The 22,260-nt window shown below is 59.8% G+C and carries 17 protein-coding genes; 11 read left to right on the top strand and 6 right to left on the bottom strand.

Features of this window, described 5'->3' with window-relative positions:
- Window position 1 precedes the first annotated feature (1 nt).
- Window positions 2-1,423, bottom strand: coding sequence for an ABC transporter substrate-binding protein (locus tag WA411_RS16055; RefSeq protein WP_291908170.1), 1,422 nt, complete (start codon window positions 1,421-1,423; stop codon window positions 2-4).
- A 313-nt stretch (window positions 1,424-1,736) separates the two neighbouring features.
- Here WA411_RS16055 and WA411_RS16060 point away from each other — a divergent pair, with 313 nt between their 5' ends.
- Window positions 1,737-3,650, top strand: a complete 1,914-nt coding sequence (locus tag WA411_RS16060) for a sigma 54-interacting transcriptional regulator (RefSeq protein ID WP_291908171.1) — start codon at window positions 1,737-1,739, stop codon at window positions 3,648-3,650.
- Here the strand turns inward: WA411_RS16060 and WA411_RS16065 are convergent.
- The 4 genes from WA411_RS16065 to WA411_RS16080 form a co-directional block, all read right to left on the bottom strand.
- Window positions 3,637-4,974, bottom strand: a complete 1,338-nt coding sequence (locus WA411_RS16065) for a sodium-dependent transporter (protein WP_291908172.1) — start codon at window positions 4,972-4,974, stop codon at window positions 3,637-3,639. The genes WA411_RS16060 and WA411_RS16065 overlap by 14 nt on opposite strands.
- Before the next feature lie 245 nt (window positions 4,975-5,219).
- The gene (locus tag WA411_RS16070) at window positions 5,220-6,401 is read right to left on the bottom strand and encodes an acetyl-CoA C-acyltransferase (protein ID WP_291908173.1); all 1,182 of its coding nucleotides are present in this window, start codon (window positions 6,399-6,401) and stop codon (window positions 5,220-5,222) included.
- Between the two features lie 161 nt (window positions 6,402-6,562).
- Window positions 6,563-7,714, bottom strand: coding sequence for an acyl-CoA dehydrogenase family protein (locus WA411_RS16075; protein WP_014576486.1), 1,152 nt, complete (start codon window positions 7,712-7,714; stop codon window positions 6,563-6,565).
- A 24-nt stretch (window positions 7,715-7,738) separates the two neighbouring features.
- Window positions 7,739-8,500 carry a 3-hydroxyacyl-CoA dehydrogenase gene (locus WA411_RS16080; RefSeq protein WP_069183907.1) on the bottom strand — a complete coding sequence of 254 codons (762 nt, stop codon included), beginning with the start codon at window positions 8,498-8,500 and terminating at the stop codon, window positions 7,739-7,741.
- Window positions 8,501-8,604: 104 nt separating this feature from the next.
- Here WA411_RS16080 and WA411_RS16085 point away from each other — a divergent pair, with 104 nt between their 5' ends.
- The 10 genes from WA411_RS16085 (at window position 8,605) to WA411_RS16130 (ending at window position 20,957) form a co-directional block, all read left to right on the top strand.
- Window positions 8,605-9,048 (top strand): MerR family transcriptional regulator, encoded by a 444-nt coding sequence (locus tag WA411_RS16085; RefSeq protein ID WP_069183908.1) that lies wholly within the window; start codon window positions 8,605-8,607, stop codon window positions 9,046-9,048.
- A 29-nt stretch (window positions 9,049-9,077) separates the two neighbouring features.
- On the top strand, window positions 9,078-10,247 hold the full coding sequence (locus WA411_RS16090) for an isovaleryl-CoA dehydrogenase (RefSeq protein WP_069183909.1): 1,170 nt from the start codon (window positions 9,078-9,080) through the stop codon (window positions 10,245-10,247).
- Window positions 10,248-10,449: 202 nt separating this feature from the next.
- The gene (locus tag WA411_RS16095) at window positions 10,450-12,057 is read left to right on the top strand and encodes a carboxyl transferase domain-containing protein (protein WP_069183910.1); all 1,608 of its coding nucleotides are present in this window, start codon (window positions 10,450-10,452) and stop codon (window positions 12,055-12,057) included.
- A gap of 14 nt (window positions 12,058-12,071) precedes the next feature.
- Window positions 12,072-12,878: an enoyl-CoA hydratase-related protein gene (locus WA411_RS16100; protein ID WP_291908174.1), complete on the top strand. Its 807-nt coding sequence runs from the start codon at window positions 12,072-12,074 to the stop codon at window positions 12,876-12,878.
- A gap of 2 nt (window positions 12,879-12,880) precedes the next feature.
- On the top strand, window positions 12,881-14,875 hold the full coding sequence (locus WA411_RS16105) for an acetyl/propionyl/methylcrotonyl-CoA carboxylase subunit alpha (RefSeq protein ID WP_291908175.1): 1,995 nt from the start codon (window positions 12,881-12,883) through the stop codon (window positions 14,873-14,875).
- Window positions 14,875-15,780, top strand: coding sequence for a hydroxymethylglutaryl-CoA lyase (locus WA411_RS16110; protein ID WP_069183913.1), 906 nt, complete (start codon window positions 14,875-14,877; stop codon window positions 15,778-15,780). Before WA411_RS16105 ends, WA411_RS16110 begins: the two co-directional genes overlap by 1 nt.
- A 14-nt stretch (window positions 15,781-15,794) precedes the next feature.
- The gene (locus WA411_RS16115; RefSeq protein ID WP_069183914.1) at window positions 15,795-16,370 is read left to right on the top strand and encodes a peroxidase-related enzyme; all 576 of its coding nucleotides are present in this window, start codon (window positions 15,795-15,797) and stop codon (window positions 16,368-16,370) included.
- A gap of 52 nt (window positions 16,371-16,422) precedes the next feature.
- A complete protein-coding gene (locus WA411_RS16120; RefSeq protein ID WP_291908176.1) occupies window positions 16,423-18,111 on the top strand; it encodes an AMP-binding protein in 1,689 nt (562 codons plus the stop codon).
- Between the two features lie 152 nt (window positions 18,112-18,263).
- Window positions 18,264-18,950, top strand: coding sequence for a DUF2959 domain-containing protein (locus tag WA411_RS16125; RefSeq protein WP_069183915.1), 687 nt, complete (start codon window positions 18,264-18,266; stop codon window positions 18,948-18,950).
- A 21-nt stretch (window positions 18,951-18,971) separates the two neighbouring features.
- Window positions 18,972-20,957, top strand: a complete 1,986-nt coding sequence (locus WA411_RS16130; protein ID WP_291908178.1) for a hypothetical protein — start codon at window positions 18,972-18,974, stop codon at window positions 20,955-20,957.
- Between the two features lie 18 nt (window positions 20,958-20,975).
- Here the strand turns inward: WA411_RS16130 and WA411_RS16135 are convergent, their stop codons facing one another.
- Window positions 20,976-22,247 (bottom strand): MFS transporter, encoded by a 1,272-nt coding sequence (locus WA411_RS16135; protein ID WP_222466392.1) that lies wholly within the window; start codon window positions 22,245-22,247, stop codon window positions 20,976-20,978.
- Window positions 22,248-22,260 lie beyond the last annotated feature (13 nt).

Here is a 22,260-nt window from a genome sequence, read left to right on the forward strand (position 1 = left end):
ATTACACCCTCCCGATCGCGAAGCTGCGGGTATACTCTTCGGCGCTGTCCGGATCGAAGGTTTTACCCATGATGGTGTGGGTCTTGTAGGTTTTATCCGGTGCGGAGTAACCCATTTCTTCCATCAGCTTTCCGGTCTCGCTGGCCAGGTACACCTGCTCGGCGATGGCCTTGTAGTCCACATCACCCTCGATATACCCCCAGCGCTTCATCTGGGTGAGAATCCAGACGCCCATGGAGTGCCAGGGGAACGGATCGAAATCAATGCGGTCCGGAACGTCTTTCACCTCGCCAAGACCATCCGCGTAGTAACCGGTCAGCACCTGCTGGATCACTGGCACCGGCTGGTTCAGGTAGTTCTTGGGCGCAATGGCTTCGGAGATTTCCTTGCGGTTATCCGGATTGTTGGAGTACTGGGTCGCGTCGATGATGGCGCGAAGCAGAGCGCCATAGGTGTTCGGGTTCTCGGTGGCGAACTTCTGGCTGCAGGCAAAAGCACAGCACGGGTGGCCTTCCCAGATATCTTTGGTCAGCATGTGGATAAAGCCCACTTTCTCCCAAACTGCACGCTGGTTGAACGGGTCCGGGGAGAGGTAACCGTCGAGGTTACCGGCGCGCAGATTAGCAACCATTTCAGGTGGCGGTACCACACGGATTTGCACGTCTTTGTCCGGGTCGACGCCATTCTCGGCCAGGTAGTAGCGCAACAGGAAGTTGTGCATGGAGTACTCGAACGGCACCCCGAACTTGAAGCCCTTCCACTGCTTGGGATCGCGCTTGTCCTTGTGGTCCACGTGCAGGACGATCGCCTGGCCATTGATGTTTTCAACCGCGGGCATGATGTAGGGCTCCGGTGTGGAGCCAGCGCCCATGGTCATGGCCAGGGGCATGGGAGTCAGCATGTGGGAAGCGTCGTATTCGCCCGCCAGTGACTTGTCGCGAGCCACCGCCCAGCCGGCGGTCTTGGTCACGGTGACATCCAGTCCGTAGCGCTCATAGAAACCCATCGGGTGAGCCATAATGATCGGCGTGGCGCAGGTAATGGGTACAAAGCCGACGTTCAGCTTGGTTTTCTCAAGCTTGCCGAGAGACTCCTTCACCGCGGCCTTGGCCTTTTCCATAGGGAACACACTGCCCAGAACGGCCGCTGCGGTGCCCGCTCCCATCATCTTCATGAAGCTGCGCCGGCTGTGTTCGTTGTGACCAAACACTGAGCGCACGACGGCGCCTTCAATGGCACGATCCATCATCGCTTCCGAGTCCAGAGGCTCATCCGCCACTGCCTGCTGGCCGGCAGAAGGCTTGAGATCAAGGGAAATAGACGGGGCGCTGTCGCCCGGCTTGCACTCAGGGCAGCCGCAGGTCTTTGCGTGAATCAGGGATTTGTCACCATCAAAAGGATTTCCGAGGCTTTTCGTGGTCATGGGGCACTCTCCTGCGTTTAGCGTGATTTACTGGTTATTTCTGCACTCTTGTGGTGCAACAAAAATGCGGCTCGGGCCCGACGGTCGAAACAGGGGCAGGCCGGCTACGCGTTCTGAAGGGGGTATCGCAGGGTTTGTGCCAAGTGCAGAAATTTTTTTAACTCTTTGTTTTTAAATGCCCAATATTCAGAAGCCAGCAAACAGTCGAGCTACGATATTTCGTAATTAACGATTTTTCGTAGCGTAGACTGCGAATTTTCGTAGTTGGCACGGGGATTGATTCTTCTCCGTCAGACTGACTCGGGAAGCCACCATGAATAACGAAGCCATCATCAGCCCTGAAATAACCTGCAACTGGATCGATCATCTCCCGGAAGCGGCCCTGCTGGTGGACGCTGCGCGGGATCTGATTCTGTCAGCCAACAGCGCCATGGGCCGGATGATCGGCACAGACCGTCAATCGCTGACGGGGAAACCCTGCACCCATCTGTTTACAGACCAGCGCCCGCAACTGATCGCCTTTACCGAAGAGACTCTGTTTCGCAGTCACGGCTGGAGCCGCGATTTCTTTCTGCAGCATCGGGACGGCCACACTGTGGAACTCGAAATCTCCTCGTCCCGGGTCGGCGAGGCGGAATCCCAGAACATACTTCTTTTGCTTAGAGACCGGCGCCAATTACGCACCCTCCGGGAGCGCCATGATGCCAACCACTACCACCGGGGCGGCCTGCTCGAGTGGCGACGGGTGGAAGAGCTGTTCAAGGACATGGAGAGAGAAAACCAGTTGATCCTGCATGCCGTCGGGGAAGGCATCTACGGGGTGGATGCCGAGGGCCGAGGCACCTTCGCAAACCCCGCAGCAGAACGCATGCTGGGTTGGCGAATCGACGAGCTTATGGGTCGGGTTCTGCACCGGGTGGTGCACCACTCCCATGCCGATGGCAGCTTGTACCCACTCAAGGACTGCCCGATATACGCCGCCTTCCGCGATGCGAGCGTGAAGCGGGTTGGAGAGGACTGGTTCTGGCGCAAGGACGGCAGCGGCTTCCCGGTGGAATACACCAGCACACCCATTCTCGACAACGGCCATCCGGTAGGTGCTGTGGTGGTATTCCGAGATATCTCCGCCCGCCAGGAAGCCCAGAACGAATTGCACAAGGCACTGGAAGAGGTGGAGACCCTCAAGCGCCGCCTGGAAATGGAAAACGCCTATTTGCAGGAAGAATTAAGCGCCGAGTACCACTTCCACGAGATCTTCGGCCAAAGCGATGCCATCAAGGCCATCGTACGCCGGATTGGCATGGTGGCGCCCACCGATGCCAACGTGCTGATCACCGGTGAATCCGGCACGGGCAAAGAACTGATCGCCCGGGCCATTCACCAATCCAGCAGCCGGCGGGATCGCCCCCTGATCCGGGTGAACTGTGCAGCCATCCCCAAGGATCTGTTCGAGAGCGAATTTTTCGGCCACATCAAAGGAGCCTTCACCGGCGCCGTCAGCGACCGCGTCGGTCGGTTCGAGCTGGCCGACGGCGGCACCCTGTTCCTGGATGAAGTGGGCGAAATCCCGTTGGAGCTGCAGGGCAAACTACTCCGCGTGCTTCAGGATCAGCAATTCGAGCGGGTGGGGGAAAACCGCACCCGGGCCGTGGACGTTCGCGTTATCGCCGCCACCAACCGCGACCTGAAAGCCGAAGTGCAGCAGAAAACCTTCCGGGAGGATCTGTATTTCCGTCTGAACGTGTTTCCCATCGAGTCCGTTCCCTTGCGCCGCCGTCTGGAAGACATCCCCATCCTGGCCCAGGAGTTTCTGAACCGGGCCTGCCAGAAGTTCAACCGCCCCACCCTGGCGCTGCGCGAGAGGGATGTGGAAACCCTGAAGGCCTATCATTGGCCGGGCAATGTGCGGGAACTGGAAAACGTGATCGAGCGCCAGGTGATCACCGCCGACGGCCGGCTGGACTTGGACCTGCCCGGGCCGGATTCCACCGCCCGTATAAATACAACAACGCCCCCCGCGAGACATTACAGCGGCGAATTGATGACAGAACAGGAGTTACGGGAGTTGGAGAAACAGAACCTGACCCGGGCCCTCACCATGAGCAGTGGCCGGGTCTTCGGCGAAGATGGCGCAGCGGCCATGCTGGGCATAAAACCCACCACCCTGACTTCGCGCCTTAAAAAACTGAAGATCGAACCCCGGGAATTTCAGGTCAGGCCTGAGTAATGCCCATCTGGTTCAAAGCGTAAGTCACCGCAATCCAGAGCAGCATCACCAGCGGTAGATAGCGGCCAACCAGGTACATCCGCCATTCCCACCAACGGCTTTCCGTGCCCAGCACAGTCCGGATCTTCTCCGGTGGTATAAACCAGCAGAACATGGCCGCGCCCAGGACACCGGAGAAGATAATCACATTGCCGCCGGCCACCCGGTCGATCACATCCAGGACCGGCTCCCCGGAAATGTTCCACTCCAGTGGTGTGAAACTCAGCGCCGATGCTGTACCCAGCACCAGCATGACCAGGGTAACCAAACTGACCGCCCGGCCATTGCTCAGCCGGAACTCTTCCGCCACCGCAGCAATCATCACCTTCAAACCGGCCAGACTGGAGCTGAACGCCGCCATGAAGAACAGGCTGAAAAACAGCGTGCCCACCCAGTAGCCACCAACCATGTCCTCGAACACCCGGGGCATGGTCACGAAAGCAAGTTGGCTGCCTTCCGTGGGCTCCATGCCAAGGCTGAACACAAACGGAAAGATCATCCAGCCTGCCAACAACGCCACGCTGGTCTCCGTGCCTGCGACAATCAGACAGGCCCTGGGAACGTGGGTCTGCCGGGGGATGAAACTGCCATAGGTCACCAGATACCCCTGGCCAATCGCGAGGGTGTAGAACGCCTGCCCGAAGGCAAACGCCCAAAGTTTGCCGTCCGCCAGCCGGCTCCAGTCCACCTGAAAAAAGAAATCCTTGGTCTGCTCCCAACCGGGTGTGCGGCTGGCAAAGACCACCAGCCCGATCATCACAATGATCAACACCGGCATCAGGATCTTCGACATCAGTTCAATGGCCGTCACATCCTTGGCCAGGATGATAGCCCCGAGCAAAGTGACGGCGAAAAAGTACCAGAGCGAGTTATACCCGGCGGTAAAATCCCCGAACACCCGGAGATCGTCCGTTGCGGCATCCACCGCATACCCCAGGGTCCAGCCGGTAATCACCAGGTAATAGCTGGTAATGGCCATGGTGATCAGAACCACAAACCAGCCATAGACCACGCCAAAGCGGTTCACCTGCCGGTAAGTCTGAACGGTACTGCCCTTGGAAAGACGCCCCGCCGACACTTCCAGAATCATGATGGGCAGAACCACCACAATCAGCGCCAGCAGGTAAGCCACCACAAAAGCGCCACCGCCGTTCTCCCCCACCATGTAAGGAAACCGCCACAGGTTCCCCAGCCCCACAGCCGCTGCGGCCATGGAGGCCACGAACGCAGGCTCGGAGCTCCACTGTTTGCGGGATTCCTCAATAAACTCGTGGCGCTTTCGCACGGGGTTTCTTTCTCCAATGCCGGGGACGTTCGATGCACTGAAGGCTAGCAAATCAGCAGCAAGGGCGCATGACTGATATCAAATTGGGCTTTCTGGGAGGTTTAGAACTTCAGCCTATGGGGAGTGGCCGGTGAATTTTTCGCCGGAAAAAGGTGTCTGAGCGAAGGGAGTTCTTTTTCCAAGAAAAACTCCACCGGCCACCCCGCAAGCCCGCCCCTAAACAGGCAGGCTACGAGGAGAGGCAATCAGATCAACTCAATGGCAACAGCAGTCCCCTCACCACCGCCAATACACAGCGAAGCCACACCACGCTTCAGCCCACGCTGCTTCAGAGCATTGATCAGTGTAACGATGATCCGCGAACCGGAAGAGCCAATCGGGTGCCCCAGGGCACAGGCGCCACCGTGGACGTTGACCTTTTCAGCCGGGAGTTTCAGCTCGTTCATGGCCGCCAGGGTAACCACCGCGAAAGCTTCGTTGATTTCGAACAGGTCCACGTCGTCGACGCTCCAGCCAGCTTTCTTGAGCACCTTCTCGATGGAACCGATGGGCGCCAGGGTGAACTCGGCTGGCAGGCGAGCGTGGGTGGCGTGAGCCACGATTCGGGCCTGGGGAACGAGGCCACGGGCGTCAGCTTCGGCGGCGGAGGCCAGTACCAGGGCGGAGGCACCGTCGCTGATGGAGCTGGAGTTGGCCGCAGTCACGGAACCGTCTTTTGCGAAGGCCGGCTTCAGGTGCGGGATTTTCTCGGGCTTGGCGTTGCCCGGCTGCTCGTCGGTATCGACCTCGGTGTCGCCACCACGGCCGGAAACGGTCACCGGCACAATCTCGTCACGGAACCAGCCGTTTTCGATGGCGGCCAGGGATTTCTGCAGGGAGCCGATGGCAAACTCGTCCATGGCCTGACGGCTGATGTCGTATTTATCCGCGGTGCGCTGGGCGAAGACGCCCATCAGGCCGCCTTCGTAGGCGTCTTCCAGGCCATCCAGGAACATGCTGTCCATCACTTGGCCGTGGCCCATGCGCATACCACCGCGGGCTTTGGGCAGCAGGTACGGTGCCTGGCTCATGTTTTCCATGCCGCCAGCAATCATGATGTTGTTGGTACCGGCCTTGATCTGATCGTGAGCCATGATCACGGCCTGCATGCCGGAGCCGCACATCTTGTTGATGGTGGTGCAACCGGAGCTGTCGGGAATGCCGGAGGCGCGTGAGGCCTGGCGGGCCGGGGCCTGGCCGAGGCCTGCGGGCAGTACGCAACCCATGATCACTTCCTGCACATCTGCAGGCTGTAGGCCGGAGCGCTCGATGGCGGCCTTGATGGAGATGGCGCCCAGTTCCGGGGAGCGCACGGAGCTGAGGGAGCCCATCATGCCGCCCATCGGGGTTCTTGCTGAGCCTGCGATTACTACGTCGTTACCATTCATGTTAAATGCCCTCTAATTTGGTGCTGGGCCAAGTGCCAGACGCCTTTCAGGGACACGCTGTGAATACTTCCATGTACGCTTGACTGCAGCATCCATGCTGCAGACAGTCCCTGAAAGGCATCTGGCACCCGGCCTTCAGATTGTGAGTTCGTCTGCCTTTATCAGGCTTTACCCAGTACCGACCGGGCAATAATTTCTTTCATGACTTCCGAGGTGCCGCCATAAATCCGCTGCACCCGCGCGTCGATAAAGGCCCGGGAAATCGGGTATTCGGTGGTGTAACCGTAACCGCCAAACAGCTGCAGGCAGCCATCGGCCACGCGGCACTGCATTTCAGTGGCGCTGTACTTGGCCATGGAGGCGGTTGGCGCGTCCAGTTCGCCCAGGTCGTACTGGTCGATGCACTGGTCCACGAAGGCCTTGTTGACCCGGTAGTCGGTTTCCATGCGAGCGATTTCAAAGCGGGTATTTTGCAGTTGGGCCAGTTTCTGGCCGAACAGTTCCCGCTCCTGGGCGTAGGCGATGGTCAGGTCCAGGGAACCACGGGCGGCGGCTACGCCGAGAGCACCGATCACCAGGCGTTCCCGGGGCAGTTCCTTCATCAGATACACAAAGCCCTGCCCTTCTTCACCGAGAAGAGCGGAGGCCGGGATGCGCATATCGGAGAAGAACAGCTCGGAGGTATCCCCGGAGTGCTGGCCGATCTTGTCGAGGTTGCGACCTTTGCTGAAGCCCGGCAGCGAGGTGTCCACCAGGAACAGGCTGATGCCGCGGGCGCCGGCCTTCGGGTCGGTTTTCGCGGCAACGATCACCATATCGGCGTGCTGGCCGTTAGTGATGAAGGTCTTGGAGCCGTTCAGAATGTACTCGTCGCCATCTTTCACGGCGCTGGTGCGAATCGCTTGCAGGTCGCTGCCGGCACCGGGTTCGGTCATGGCGATGGCACCTACGGCTTCGCCGGAGACCAGTTTGGGCAGCCATTGCTGACGCTGCTCTTCATTGCCCATGTGGCTAAGGTAAGGCGCCACGATGTCGGAATGCACCATCACGTTGGTGGACAGTGCGCCGAATCCCATGCGGGCCAGTTCTTCGCCCACAACGACGGAGAACTGGAAGGGGGCACCAATGCCGCCCCACTCTTCAGGCACATCCACACAAAGCATGCCGGCGTTGCCCAGGGTGTTCCAGAGTTCGCGCGGCACCAGACCGGATTTTTCCCAGGCTTCGTAGTGCGGCGTCACTTCTTTTTCCAGGACCTTGATTACGGAATCCCGGAACATCGCCAGTTCTTCTTTATCAACAGACACGGTCATGTATGTCTCCTGCAATTGAATGCTTCACTTGGGCGCCATGCGGAGCGCGCAGTCCAGACGAATCACTTCGCCGTTGAGAATCGGGTTGCGCACCATCTGGTCCACCATCATGCCGAACTCTTCCGGCTTGCCGAGACGCTTCGGGAACGGCAGCGTGGCTGCCAGGCTTTCCTGAACTTCCTCGGGCATACCCGCCATCATGGGTGTCATGAAGAGGCCAGGTGCAATCGTATTTACACGGATGCCCTCGCGAGCCAGCTCACGGGCTGACTGAAGGGTAAGCGATACCACACCGCCCTTGGAGGCACTGTAGGCCGCCTGGCCAATCTGACCTTCATAAGCCGCCACGGAAGCCGTGTTGATGATTACGCCACGCTCACCATCGGCATTGGGTTCACGCTGGGCCATATCCGCCGCGGCCAGACGCAGAATGTTAAAGGTACCAATCAGGTTGACCTGAATAACCTTGCTGAAGTTCTCCAGCGGCATCACACCTTCGCGGCCCAGAATCTTGGAAGCCGTGGCAATACCGGCACAATTCACGGCAATGCCGCAGGGACCATGGGCCTCGCGGGCAGCACTGATGGCAGCTTCCGCGCTATCGGGGGAGCTCACATCACACTCGAGGAAAATCCCGCCGATGTCCTCGGCCACTTTGCGGCCCTGCTCTTTCTGCAGATCCAGGATTGCCACCTTGCATCCGGAAGCTGCCAGCGCGCGGGCTGCACCCTCGCCCAGCCCGGAAGCGCCGCCTGTTACAATGGCCGGTACATTTTTGAAATCCATCGTTCACTCCCCTTTTCGGAATTCTGTTTGTTTAAAATCGGACCAGAAAACTGCTTTACGTTTACGTAAACTTTATCTAACCTAAGTCGAAAAAGGAAATCGCAATGGTCGAAAAAAGAACGTTCAGCATCAGCGAGCTCTCACAGGAGTTCGATGTCACAACGCGAAGCATCCGCTTCTATGAGGATCAGGGGCTGCTGAAGCCGCGCCGACGCGGACAGACCCGTATTTTCAGCACCAAGGATCGCGTGCGTCTGAAGTTGATCCTTCGCGGCAAGCGCATGGGCTTCACCCTGGCGGAAACCCGGGAGCTGTTTGACTTGTGGGATGAAACCCTCACCGGTAACGAAAAACAGCTCTTGAAAATGCTGGAGATCCTGGACGGTCGCAAAGCCATGCTGGAACAGCAGAAGAACGACATTGCCCAGGCAGAGATGGAAATAGACACAGCGGAAGCCCGGTGCCGAGAAGCCCTGGCGGAGCTACAAAAGAAAAAGAAACAGCAGGCGCCGGCCAACGACGAGGCCAGGCAGACCGCTGAAAACTAATGATCGACAGAAATCAAAGGTAGCCAACGATGAAATCACAGTACTCAGAGCTCAACTTCGGCCTCGGCGAAACCCTCGATATGCTCCGCGAGCAGGTCAACGGCTTTGCCGCTGCAGAAATCGCGCCACGCGCCGAGGAAATCGATCGTAACAACGAATTCCCCATGGACCTGTGGCGGAAAATGGGCGACATGGGCCTGCTGGGTATCACCGTGAAAGAAGAGTACGGCGGCTCCGACATGGGCTACCTGGCCCACGTGATCGCCATGGAAGAAATCAGCCGTGCTTCCGCCTCCGTTGGCCTCTCCTACGGTGCCCACTCCAACCTGTGTGTGAACCAGATTCACCGCAACGGCACCGAAGAACAGAAACAGAAATACCTGCCAAAACTGGTAAGCGGCGAGCACATCGGCGCCCTGGCCATGTCTGAGCCCAACGCCGGTTCCGACGTTATCTCCATGAAACTGAGCGCCAAAGACGCCGGTGACCACTACGTTCTCAACGGCAACAAAATGTGGATCACCAACGGTCCGGACGCCCACACCTACGTCATCTACGCCAAGACCGACACTCAGGCCGGCTCACGCGGCGTGACCGCCTTCATCGTAGAGCGAGACTACCCGGGCTTCAGCCGCCACCAGAAACTCGACAAGCTCGGCATGCGTGGCTCCAACACCTGCGAACTGGTGTTCGAAGACTGCAAAGTACCCAAGGAAAACGTACTGGGCGGCGAAGGCAACGGCGCACGGGTTCTTATGAGCGGCCTCGACTACGAGCGTCTCGTTCTTTCCGGCGGCCCGCTGGGCATCATGCAGGCTGCCATGGACGTGGTCGTTCCCTACATCCGCGAGCGCAAACAGTTCGGCCAGGCCATCGGCGAATTCGAACTGGTACAGGGCAAAGTTGCCGACATGTACACCTGGATGAACACCGCCAAATCCTACGTCTATATGGTTGCCATGTCCGCCGACCGCGGCGCTGAAACCACCCGGAAAGACGCGGCCGGCGCGATCCTCTACTCCGCCGAAATGGCCACCAAAATCGCCCTGGACGCCATCCAGCTGCTCGGCGGTAACGGCTACATCAACGAATACCCGACAGGCCGCCTGCTGCGCGACGCCAAACTGTATGAGATCGGCGCGGGCACGTCCGAGATCCGCCGGATGCTGATCGGTCGTGAGCTGTACCTGAACAAGTAAGCAGCCGTTACAAGGCGAGGCCGTTCAACCCTGCACCGGGGACGGCCTGCTCCCAAGTTAAAACGAGGGAGTGGCAGGGTGTCTTTTCGGGAATGTCGGCGGCCATGGATGGCCGACGTCAAGCGCACATGGATGTGCTCGTAGCGGTTCCCGGAAAGACAGCCTGCCAGTCCCGCCGCCCCGAACCTCGAGGCCCGAAACAATGACAATACTGCAAAGCAAGATTAACCCCAGGTCCGAAGAGTTCCAGGCCAACCAGGAATCCATGGCCAAGGCCGTCGCCGACCTGCGCGACAAAGTCGCCACCATCCAGCAAGGCGGCGGCCCCTCCTACCAGGAGCGCCACATCGCCCGTGGCAAACTGCTTCCCAGAGAGCGCATCAACCGCCTCCTGGACGACGGTTCCCCGTTCCTGGAAATTGGCCAGTTCGCCGCTTACAACGTCTACGATGAAGAAGTCCCCGCAGCAGGCGTCATCGCCGGCGTGGGCCGCGTCTCCGGCACCGAATGCATGATTATCGCCAACGACGCCACCGTAAAAGGCGGAAGCTACTACCCGCTGACGGTCAAGAAACACCTGCGCGCCCAGGAAATTGCCCTGCAGAACCGCCTGCCGTGCATCTACCTGGTCGACTCCGGCGGTGCAAACTTGCCCCGCCAGGACGAAGTTTTCCCGGATCGCGACCACTTCGGCCGCATCTTCTACAACCAGGCCCGCATGTCCGCCGACGACATCCCACAGATCGCCGTCGTCATGGGCCTGTGCACCGCCGGTGGCGCCTACGTGCCCGCCATGGCCGACGAATCCATTATCGTCCGCAACCAGGGCACCATCTTCCTGGCCGGGCCGCCGCTGGTAAAAGCGGCCACCGGTGAAGTGGTCAGCGCCGAAGACCTCGGTGGCGCCGACGTCCACTGTAAAATCTCCGGTGTGGCAGACCACTACGCGGAGAACGACGCCCACGCCCTGGAAATCGCCCGGCGCAGCGTCTCCAACCTGAACCGTCGCAAGCCAACGGATGTGGAAATCCGCAAGCCGAAGGCGCCGCTGTACGACGCTGAAGAAATCTACGGCATTGTCGGCACCGACCTGCGCAAACAGTTCGACGTGCGCGACGTGATCGCCCGCACCGTAGACGGTTCCGAGTTTGACGAATTCAAACGCTACTACGGCCAGACCCTGGTCACCGGCTTCGCCCACATTCACGGCTATCCCGTGGGCATCATCGCCAACAACGGCATCCTGTTCAGCGAAGCGGCCCAGAAAGGCGCCCACTTCGTTGAATTGTGCTGTCAGCGCAACATCCCGCTGCTGTTCCTGCAGAACATCACCGGCTTCATGGTCGGCCAGAAATACGAATCCGAAGGCATCGCCAAGCACGGCGCCAAGATGGTTATGGCCGTGGCTTGTGCCAACGTGCCCAAGATTACCGTGCTGATCGGCGGTTCCTTTGGTGCGGGCAACTACGGCATGTGTGGCCGTGCCTACAGCCCGGATTTCCTCTGGATGTGGCCGAACGCCCGCATCTCGGTCATGGGCGGCGAGCAGGCTGCCGGCGTACTGGCCCAGGTAAAGCGCGAAGGCATGGAGCGCAAAGGCCAGGAATGGAGCGCCGAGGAAGAAGCCCAGTTCAAGAAACCGGTCATCGACAAATACGAAGAGCAGGGCCACCCCTACTACGCCAGCGCCCGCCTGTGGGACGACGGCGTCATCGACCCGGCCCAGACCCGGGAAGTGGTTGCCCTGAGCCTGTCTGCCACCCTTAACCGACCCGCCAAGCCGACACGCTTTGGCGTGTTCCGGATGTAATCGGGGAGACTGACATGACAGACAACGAATCCGCAGTTCTGCTCAGGCACCGTTCCGAAGGCATTGCCGAGGTTGTTCTCAACCGCCCCGACAAGCGCAACGCCTTTGACGATGTGATCATTCAGCAGCTGATCAGCACCCTCACCGAGGTGAACGCCGACGAAAGCGTGAAAGTGGTCATCCTGCGCTCCGAAGGCAAACACTTCTCCGCCGGGGCCGACCTTGGCTGGATGCGTCGCATGGCTGAGAACACCCGCCAGGAAAACCTCGACGATTCCCGGGAACTGGCGCGGCTGATGAACGTACTCAACCACCTGTCCAAGCCGGTTATTGGCCTGGTACAGGGCGCTGCCTTCGGTGGCGCGGTGGGCCTTGCCGCCTGCTGCGATATCGTGATCGCTACCGAGAAGTCCAGCTTCTGCCTCAGCGAAGTGAAGCTTGGCCTGATTCCTGCCGTGATCAGCCCCTACGTGGTGCGCGCCATCGGCGAGCGCCAGGCCCGGCGGTATTTCATCTCTGCCGAAGTGTTTACCGCAAAGCAAGCTCAGGAATACGGCCTTGTCCACATCGTCTGTGACGATGTCGAAGCCATGGAAGCCCGCTGCAACGAGGTGCTCCAGCAACTGGCCATGAACGGGCCCGAAGCGATGAAAGCCGCCAAGGATCTGGTATTCGCCGTCAGCCACAAACCGATCAACGACGACGTGATTGACGACACCGCACACCGCATCGCGGATATCCGGGTGGGTGAAGAAGGGCAGGAAGGGCTCAGCGCCTTCCTGAACAAGCGCAAGGCCAACTGGGTTCCGGAGGAAGAATAACAATGTTCAGCAAGATTCTGATCGCCAACCGGGGCGAAATCGCCTGCCGGATCATACAAACCGCCCACCGCATGGGCATTCGGGTCGTCGCCGTCTATTCCGACGCCGACGCCAATGCCCGGCACGTGGCCATGGCCGACGAAGCCTTCCACATCGGGCCCGCACCCAGCTCCGAGAGCTACCTGCGCGCCGAAAAGATCATCGAGATTGCAAAGAAGAGTGGTGCCCAGGCCGTTCACCCGGGCTACGGTTTCCTCTCGGAAAACACCGCGTTCGCCGAAGCCTGCGAAGCCAACAACATTGTCTTCATCGGCCCGCCCTCTTCAGCCATTGCCGCCATGGGCTCCAAGTCTGCAGCCAAGGCCATCATGGAAGAAGCCGGTGTTCCCCTGGTGCCCGGTTACCATGGCGACGACCAGTCGGTGGAAACCCTGCGGGCCGAAGCCGAGAAATGCGGCTTCCCGCTGCTGCTCAAGGCCGTTGCCGGCGGCGGTGGTAAAGGCATGCGCGTAGTCAACAGCATGGCCGAATTCGACGATGCCCTGGCTGCCGCCAAGCGGGAAGCACAGAACGCCTTCGGCAACCCGGACATGCTGATCGAACGCTACCTGACCCAGCCCCGGCATGTGGAGATTCAGGTTTTCTGCGATAAGGATGGCAAGGGCGTGTATCTGGCCGAGCGTGACTGCTCCGTGCAGCGCCGCCACCAGAAAGTCCTGGAAGAAGCTCCGGCTCCCGGCCTGAGCGAAGACACCCGCAAGGCCATGGGTGAAGCGGCCGTGCGCGCTGCCCAGGCCATCAACTATGTGGGTGCCGGCACCGTCGAGTTCCTGTACGACGTCGACGGTTCCTTCTTCTTCATGGAAATGAACACCCGCCTGCAGGTCGAGCACCCGGTTACCGAAATGGTCACCGGCCAGGATCTGGTGGAATGGCAGCTGAAAGTGGCCTGGGGCGAGCCCCTGCCGCTGGAGCAGTCCCAGGTGAAAACCCGTGGTCATGCCCTGGAAGCACGGATCTACGCCGAAGACCCGGACCAGGATTTCCTGCCGGCCACCGGCAACCTGCGCTACCTGAGCACCCCGGACGAAAGCGCCCATGTGCGGGTGGATACCGGTGTGACCGAAGGCGACGACATCAGCATCCACTACGACCCCATGATCGCCAAACTGATCGTGTGGGACGAAACCCGCGACCAGGCAATCAACCGCATGGTCCAGGCCCTGGAGCACTACCGCATCGCCGGCGTGAAGACCAATATCCGGTTCCTGCACGCCCTGGCCGACGCCCAGCCGTTCCGGGAAGCCGACCTGACCACCGGCTTCATTGAGGATCACCGGGAACTGCTGTTCCCGAAATCCAAGCTGGATACCCACAAGGCCCTGGTACTGGCCGCCGGTTTTGTTCTGGAACAGCGCAAATCCCGGGAAGTGGTCAGCACCGACCCCTGGTCGCCGTTCGGCCGCCAGAACAGCTGGCGCATGAACTCCGAGTTCGCCCAGCCATTGCAGCTGCAGGTGGGTGAAGAGATTCACGACCTGAAGGTCCTGGAACGCGACGACCGCTATCAGGTGTTCGTGGGCGACAGCGTATACAACCTTACTGCCCGACTGGACGATGACTACCTGCAGGCCGTCATCAACGGCCACCGCATCAGCATCCACGGCAACCTGCACAACGACCAGCTGGTGCTGTTCTACGAAGGCGACACCTTCAACTGCACCGTGTACAAGGAAAGCTACGGCTTCGAGGAAATGGCCGGCGAAGGCAGCCTGGCCGCACCCATGAACGGCGCCATCGTGGCCGTGCAGGCCAAGGTGGGTGACAAGGTCACCGCCGGTCAGAGCCTGGTGATCATGGAAGCCATGAAGATGGAACACGCCATCAAGGCCCCGGCCGACGGCGTGGTTACCGACATCTTCTTCGCCGAAGGCGACCAGGTGTCCGAAGGTGCCGAACTGATTGCCATTGAAGTAGATGAAGAGGAGGCAGGCTGATGGCCTTTCCCAAACAGGTTCGCCTGGTTGAGATGAGCCCCCGGGACGGACTCCAGAACGAGCCCGGCCCGGTGATCGCCACCGCCATCAAAACCGGGCTGATCGACCGCCTGGCAGACAGCGGCCTGAGCCACATCGAGGCCGCCAGCTTCGTGTCCCCTAAATGGGTGCCACAGATGGGCGATGCCGCCGAAGTAATGGCCAGCATCAACCGCAAGGCCGGCGTTCGCTACTCTGCCCTGACCCCGAACCTGAAAGGGTTCGAAGGCGCACTGGCGGCGAAGGCCGACGAGGTCGCCGTCTTCGGCGCCGCGTCCGAATCCTTCACCAAAAAGAACATCAACTGCACCATCGCCGAAAGCCTTGAGCGCTTCGCCCCGGTGGTGGAAGAAGCCCGCAAGCACGGCATCCCCGTGCGCGGTTACGTTTCCACCGTGATGGGTTGCCCGTACGAAGGCGACATCGCACCCGAACAGGTGGCCACCGTGGCCAAAGCCCTTTACGACATGGGCTGCCACGAAATCTCCCTGGGCGACACCATCGGCGTCGGCACGCCGCTGAAAGCCAAGCGCATGCTCGAAGCCGTCGCCGCCCACGTACCCATGGAAAAACTGGCCGCCCACTTCCACGACACCTACGGCCAAGCGCTGGCCAACCTCTACGCGGTGCTCGAAGAAGGTGTATCAGTGATCGATGCCTCCGTCGCTGGCCTCGGCGGCTGCCCCTATGCCAAAGGCGCATCGGGCAACGTCGCTACCGAAGACGTGCTATACCTGCTGAACGGTCTGGGCATCGAAACGGGTGTCGATCTGGACAAACTGGTCGCCACCGGCGACTGGATCTGCGGCCAACTGAACCGCCACAACGGTTCCAAGGTCGGCCAGGCACTGGGCGGTAACTGTTAAAACCAGGAGTAGTCATGAGCAACAAGAATGTGGTCGCACTGGATCTGCCAATTCCCGAGATCAGCGACATGCCGGAAGACACCCAGAAGTACTTCCAGATCTGCCAGGAAAAGCTGGGCATGATCCCGAACGTACTCACCGCCTACAGCCAGAACCTCAAACAGCTTGAGGGCTTCACCCGCCTGTACAACGAGCTTATGCTCGGCGAAGGTGAACTCTCCAAACTGGAGCGGGAAATGGTCGCCGTGGTTGTCTCCTCCGAGAACAAATGCTTCTACTGCCTGGTCGCCCACGGCGCCGCCGTACGCGTCCTGAGCGGTGATCCCCAGTTGGGCGAGCACATGGTGATGAACTACCGCAGCGCCAAACTCGACAAGCGCCAGCGGGCTATGCTGGATTTTGCGTCGCACCTGACCCGCTCGCCGGCCACTGTTACCGAGGACGACATCCAGGCCCTGCGGGATGCCGGGCTAAGCGACCGCGGCATCTGGGATCTCAGTAACCTGATCGGTTTCTACAACATGTCGAACCGCGTGGCGATTGCCAGCGATATGCAACCTAACCCCGAATATCACAGTCAGAGTCGCTAGCAGGTACACCACCCTGCTCGCCCTCGAATACAAAAACAATGGAGGCAGAGATATGAGCAAGACTCTACCAAGCTATACCAGCGGAACCGCGGAAGTGCCCCTTCTTGGTATGACCATCGGTGAAATGCTCGACCGCACCGCCGAGAAGTACCCGGACAACGAGGCCCTGGTGTGCCTGCACCAGGACATTCGCTGGACCTACAAAGAGTTTGTTGAAAAGGTCGACGAAGCCGCCCGTGCCTTCATAGCCATTGGCGTAAAACGCGGCGACCGAGTGGGCATCTGGTCCCCCAACCGCTACGAGTGGACCGTTACCCAGTTCGCTACTGCCAAAGTCGGCGCCATCCTGGTAAACATCAACCCGGCTTACGGCGTGCACGAACTGCAATACGCCCTGAACCTGGCCGGAATCACCGTGCTGGTCACCGCTGACAGCTTCAAGGCCTCCAACTACCGTGAAATGATCTACGAGCTGGCCCCGGAACTGAAGCGTAGCGCCCCGGGCAAACTCAAAGCCGACCACGTTCCGGAACTGCGTGCCGTGATCAACGTTCACGAAGACAAACACGATGGCATGTGGACCTGGAAAGAATTCCTCGGCTTCGCAAGCGAAGTCTCCCAGGAAGATCTGGTGAAGCGCCAGGGCGAACTGCAATTCGATGATCCCATCAATATCCAGTTCACCTCCGGCACCACCGGTAACCCGAAAGGCGCCACCCTCACCCATCACAACATCCTGAACAACGGGTATTTCGTGGCCGAAAGCCAGCTGTTCACCGAGAAAGATCGCCTGGTGATTCCGGTGCCCCTGTACCACTGCTTCGGTATGGTCATGGGCAACCTGGGCTGCATCACCCACGGCTCCACCATGATCTATCCGGGCGAAGGCTTCGAGCCCAAGTCCGTGCTGCAGGCCGTGCACCAGGAAAAGGCTACCGCGCTGTACGGTGTACCCACCATGTTCATCGCCGAACTGGCCGAGCCCGAGTTCGAGACCTACGATCTCTCCACCCTGCGCACCGGCATCATGGCCGGCTCCATCTGCCCGGCCGAGGTGATGAAGAAGGTCAACGGCAAGATGAACATGAAAGAGGTTCAGATTGCCTACGGCATGACCGAAACCAGCCCGGTTTCCACCCAGACCAGCTCCCTCGACCCGTTCGAGAAGCAGGTCACCACCGTGGGCCGCACCCAGCCGCACCTGGAAACCAAGATTGTGGATCCGGGCACCGGCAACGTGGTCCCGCGCGGTGAGATCGGTGAGCTGTGCACCCGTGGCTACAGCGTGATGCTGAAGTACTGGAACAACGAAGAGAAAACCCGCGAAGCCATCGACGATACCGGCTGGATGCACACCGGCGACCTGGCCACCATGGACGAAGAGGGCTACATCCAGATCGTTGGCCGCATCAAGGACATGGTCATCCGCGGTGGTGAGAACATCTACCCGAAAGAAATCGAAGAGTTCCTCTACACCCATCCGGCCATCGAAGAAGTGCAGGTAACCGGCATTCCCGATGACAAATACGGCGAAGAGCTGATTGCCTGGGTGAAGCTGGCACCGGAAGCGGCGCCCGTCACCGCAGAGGACCTGCAGGCCTTCTGCAAAGGCAAGATTGCCCACTTCAAGATCCCCAAGAACTACAAATTCGTGGACGAATTCCCGATGACCGTCACCGGGAAGATCCAGAAGTTCAAGATGCGGGAGATCTCAATCGAGGAAATGGGACTGAAGAAATAATCAGCCTTTCTTCCTGGTTGAATTCACAGACCCCGGCTCCGCGCCGGGGTTTGTTGTTAACAGCACCAGCAAAAGCGGGCCGAATCCGTGCTTGTCAGCGCTCCATCGCCATGCTTCACTTCTCTGATTAGCATGCAACCGGAGACGCCTCTATGCCCAGACCCGCTACCGACTTCCCGAAGACACAAACCAGCATCCAGCGTTTCTGGTTGTTATTGTTTGCCACTGTGCTGCTGGGCGGGTGTTCCACGGTGTACTACAAAACCATGGAAAAATTCGGGTATGAAAAGCGGGACATACTGGTAGATCGGGTCGAAGATGCCCGGGACAGCCAGAACGACGCCCAGGAAACCTTCCGTTCTTCGCTTGAGCGTTTCCAGAGTGTGGTGGACACGCCTGACACCGAGCTCAAGGAACAATATGCCGAAATCAGCGATGCCTACGAAGACAGCCTGGCGAGTGCCGAAGAGGTTAGAGACCGGATCGACAAGGTGGAAGAAGTCGCCGAGGACCTGTTTGATGAATGGGAAGACGAGCTCAGCCTCTACGAGAGCGCCTCACTGCGCCGCAGCAGTGAGCAGCAACTGAAGGATACCCGTGTTCAGTACAGCCAGCTGATCAGCCGGATGCACGATGCCGAGGATCGCATGGAGCCGGTGTTACAGGCATTTGAAGACCAGGTGCTGTATCTTAAACACAACCTTAACGCCCAGGCGATCGGCTCACTGGAAAACGAACTGGTGAGTATCCGGCAGGATGTGGATTCCCTGATTCGCAATATGGAACAGTCAATCGCGGAGTCTGAAGCCTTTATCCAACGCTTTCGTCAGGGCGGATAAAACCGCAAGGGAGCCAACGCTATGGAGCGCCAAGACCCAGATCCTGCGCTCAAGCCGGCACTGATGCAGTTTGATATGGCGCTGGCAGAGTTTGCCCGCGCCCGCCGCGCCGATCCGAAGGCGTCCAGTCTTGGCGTACTGGAGCGTTCCAGACTGCTGATGACCCTGCCCGGCGGGTTCGACGCCCTGTACCGCAGGGTTCGCTCACTGGAATCCGCCGGTATTTTCGGAACCAGTGACTGGGCCCGGCCAGCCCTGTTGCAACCCGCCCTGGCAAAACATTCGCTTCGGGCGGCCGGTGCGGTCACCACCATCGTGGAGGCGCTCAGCGAGCTGCGCATGCTGGCCGTTACCCGGGGCGACTATTTCCATCCCGGCATCTCTGCGGAGCAGGCGAGGCACTTCCTCACCCAGGTGATGGCCCTGAACCTGGATCTGCTGTCTGGCCAACTCACCGAAGCCGATCGGGAACGTCCGAAGCAACTCGGCACCATCGTCCTCGAACTCTATCGCTATCTGGTCTCTCACCTCGGCTACGAAAGCCTTCTGGACAGCCTGGTGGATGAAGTGTGGCGCTTGCTGGACCAGGGGCCAGTGCAAGTGGACAGCATCTGCGAGATGATCGGGCAGATTGCCAAGTGCCTGTATGACCCCGAGATAAAAACCCGGGGAAATTCCGACGCCACCCGGCTGGTGAAAGCACTGTTTGCCCCTACCCCCGCCAGTGCGGAGGACCCGGGCCTTGCGGTTTACGAGCAACGCCTGAAAGATATGGATGACCTGGCGCTGTCCTCCGAAGCCAGCAGTTTTGCCCGCAGCATGTTCGATACAGGCCTGGCCTCCCCCTACCATGCGGTGATGCTCAGGTTTCTCCGCGATACCGGCCAGGACGAACTGATCCCCAACACCCTGGGCCTGACCATGACCGGCCTGGACGATCTCTACTGCTACACCGAACTGGTCCATGCACTGATTGACGAGGCCATTTACCCCGAAACCTGCCAGGCCGTGTATGGCCTGACCATGATGCTGGAGCGCGGGTCGCTGTTTACCCCCTCCGTGGCCCAGGCGTTATGGCGGCAAATCAAGCTCCAGCCGTCTGCCGAAACCAACCAGGCCCTGGCAGAGACATTCGGCGATGCGCGGCCGCCGCGGGTTTTCCTGCTCGCCGGTGTTATCAATCTTCTGGGACAGCCACTGGGTGTTGGCCAGGGCAACAACCCCACCTGCCAGTCTGCCATTGGCCTTTCCATGTGGGCATCGAACGAGGCGGATTACCTGCTGCAGGTTCTGGCCTGGGCGGCGCGGGACAATGAGGTACTCAGTCGATTCGAGGGCCAGGAGGTATCATCCCGGGATCTGGAGCCGGGGCTTGTCAAAGGAACGCCCGTGGATGTCGACCCGGTTTCGCTGGTTCTCATCCCCCATCTGGACCGCCTTTACGGCGAAATGTGGCGCCGCTGTGAGAACCGGGATGAGGATGCCCACCGCTGGATCAACCCGGAATTCTACGGCTGGTGGGTGAGCCATGGTTTCCGCGCGGTCACCGATGTAAAAACCGGTGAGGTGCACGACTATGAAGGTTTTATCCGGCATTTTTACGCCAGTTATCACCCTTTCTACAACGGCAACATCCCGGTGATTCACGCCCAGCCCGCCGGCATTGCTGTTACCGACAGCGCCGCCCGATTCGTCGGCCGCCACGCCATTAACATACTGCGGGTTGCCCTGAGCCCAAAAAACGAAATGCGGGTCTATTTCTTCAACCCAAACAACGACAGCGGCCAGAACTGGGGCCAGGGCATTACCTGCTCAACCCACGGCAACGGCGAATTTCGAGGCGAAGCTTCCCTGCCTATTGCCGAGTTCACCTCCCGCCTCTATGCCTTCCACTTCGACCCCCTGGAGCTTGGCGACCTTTCGGCCATACCGGATGAGGAAGTCGCCCGCGTTATGGACCTTGGCTATACCAGCTGGGCAGCGCCCACCGACGGGTCCCCGGGCTAGCCCCTGAAGCGGCGCAGCCTAGTAGCTCTCAGTCTTACCTGTAACCGGCGAGTAGGGTTCGCCTTCCTCGTCCTGAAGCTGGTAGTCATAGGCGGCCTGCAGGCCGGTATCCTCTTCAGTCTCCTCCTCCGGCTCATATTCCAGATACCGCGGATAGAAGGGAGACAGCATGGCCACAACGATGCCGATAGAGCAGAACATGGCAAAGGCATCGGCGTAACCCACGCTGCCGACCAGCAGACCAACCACTGGCGAGCCAGCCGCCTGGCCCAGGGATACGGCGATAAATGGCAGCACCGGCCCCATGGACAGCCGCCCCGGCAACAGGCGAATGCCGGTCATCAGATACAGGCCGGTCAGACTCATATAGGCCAGGCCAAAAACCAGAGCAGAAAACGCCGAAATCACCAGGTTGTCCGGGCTGGCTGCCAGCAACGCCAGGCTCGCAGCCAATGTCATCAACATCAGGGCCTGGGTAACCGGCGGATTGTTCCGGTCTGCCAGATCGGCCACCACCGCACCGCCCAGACCTGCGAAGCCAACACCCAACCACAGCCAGCCGGTGGCATCGGAGGGCATGGACCCAAGATTAACCACAAGATCGGGGGCGAAAATCCAGAAGGCGGCAGACACAAACCCCATCATGAAGGCGAACAAAGACAGCCGGAGCAGTCGCCACCACTGATCCGCACTGATTGGCTGCACGGGCGCCGCATTGGCGGGAACCACACGTGAAACCGAGGGGATGAAGAACCAGGTGGCAATCACGCCAATAACCGCCAGCACCGCAAAGAACGCGTAGGCATAGCGCCAGGCACCGGCCAGGAAAAGTATGGTTGGTACAGCGACCATGACACCCACACTCGTGCCCGCGTTCATCACCGAGCTGACCCGGCCGTGGAGGGAGCGTCTGACCAGCGCCTGCATGGCGGCCGTGAGCGCAGGCATCATCAGGCCCGTGCAGATACCACACAGGACAACGCCAATGCCGAGGGACAGGGCGCCCGTGGCCTGGCTAATCAGGGCCAGGCCAACAACACCAAAAATACCGGAGGCCATGGCGGTATTGCGGGCGCCAAGCCGATTCGCGGAGAGCGGCGCAACCATGGTCGCGAAAACGAAACTGATCAGCGGCAGCGCACCGATGATACCAATCACATCCGGTGCCAGATCCAGATCGTCCCGAATCGGGGGCACAAACAAACCAAACGCGAAACGCGCAAGCCCGTAACTGATCGCGATCAGTGCTGCGCCGAGGAGTGCAAATGATGTGCTCGAGGGAAACTTCATTCCGCTGTGCTCC

The sequence above is a fragment of the Marinobacter sp. CH_CUG1437-1 genome, from assembly GCF_037029655.1.
Lineage (GTDB): Bacteria > Pseudomonadota > Gammaproteobacteria > Pseudomonadales > Oleiphilaceae > Marinobacter > Marinobacter salsuginis.

What these genes read in the sequence shown, in the direction of transcription:
- WA411_RS16075 (WP_014576486.1), bottom strand. Translation starts at nt 7,714, where the DNA reads ATGACCGTGTCTGTTGATAAAGAAGAACTGGCGATGTTCCGGGATTCC.
- WA411_RS16055 (WP_291908170.1), bottom strand. Translation starts at nt 1,423, where the DNA reads ATGACCACGAAAAGCCTCGGAAATCCTTTTGATGGTGACAAATCCCTG.
- WA411_RS16135 (WP_222466392.1), bottom strand. Translation starts at nt 22,247, where the DNA reads ATGAAGTTTCCCTCGAGCACATCATTTGCACTCCTCGGCGCAGCACTG.
- WA411_RS16100 (WP_291908174.1), top strand. Translation starts at nt 12,072, where the DNA reads ATGACAGACAACGAATCCGCAGTTCTGCTCAGGCACCGTTCCGAAGGC.
- WA411_RS16115 (WP_069183914.1), top strand. Translation starts at nt 15,795, where the DNA reads ATGAGCAACAAGAATGTGGTCGCACTGGATCTGCCAATTCCCGAGATC.
- WA411_RS16110 (WP_069183913.1), top strand. Translation starts at nt 14,875, where the DNA reads ATGGCCTTTCCCAAACAGGTTCGCCTGGTTGAGATGAGCCCCCGGGAC.
- WA411_RS16120 (WP_291908176.1), top strand. Translation starts at nt 16,423, where the DNA reads ATGAGCAAGACTCTACCAAGCTATACCAGCGGAACCGCGGAAGTGCCC.
- WA411_RS16125 (WP_069183915.1), top strand. Translation starts at nt 18,264, where the DNA reads ATGCCCAGACCCGCTACCGACTTCCCGAAGACACAAACCAGCATCCAG.
- WA411_RS16105 (WP_291908175.1), top strand. Translation starts at nt 12,881, where the DNA reads ATGTTCAGCAAGATTCTGATCGCCAACCGGGGCGAAATCGCCTGCCGG.
- WA411_RS16090 (WP_069183909.1), top strand. Translation starts at nt 9,078, where the DNA reads ATGAAATCACAGTACTCAGAGCTCAACTTCGGCCTCGGCGAAACCCTC.
- WA411_RS16130 (WP_291908178.1), top strand. Translation starts at nt 18,972, where the DNA reads ATGGAGCGCCAAGACCCAGATCCTGCGCTCAAGCCGGCACTGATGCAG.
- WA411_RS16095 (WP_069183910.1), top strand. Translation starts at nt 10,450, where the DNA reads ATGACAATACTGCAAAGCAAGATTAACCCCAGGTCCGAAGAGTTCCAG.
- WA411_RS16070 (WP_291908173.1), bottom strand. Translation starts at nt 6,401, where the DNA reads ATGAATGGTAACGACGTAGTAATCGCAGGCTCAGCAAGAACCCCGATG.
- WA411_RS16080 (WP_069183907.1), bottom strand. Translation starts at nt 8,500, where the DNA reads ATGGATTTCAAAAATGTACCGGCCATTGTAACAGGCGGCGCTTCCGGG.
- WA411_RS16085 (WP_069183908.1), top strand. Translation starts at nt 8,605, where the DNA reads ATGGTCGAAAAAAGAACGTTCAGCATCAGCGAGCTCTCACAGGAGTTC.
- WA411_RS16060 (WP_291908171.1), top strand. Translation starts at nt 1,737, where the DNA reads ATGAATAACGAAGCCATCATCAGCCCTGAAATAACCTGCAACTGGATC.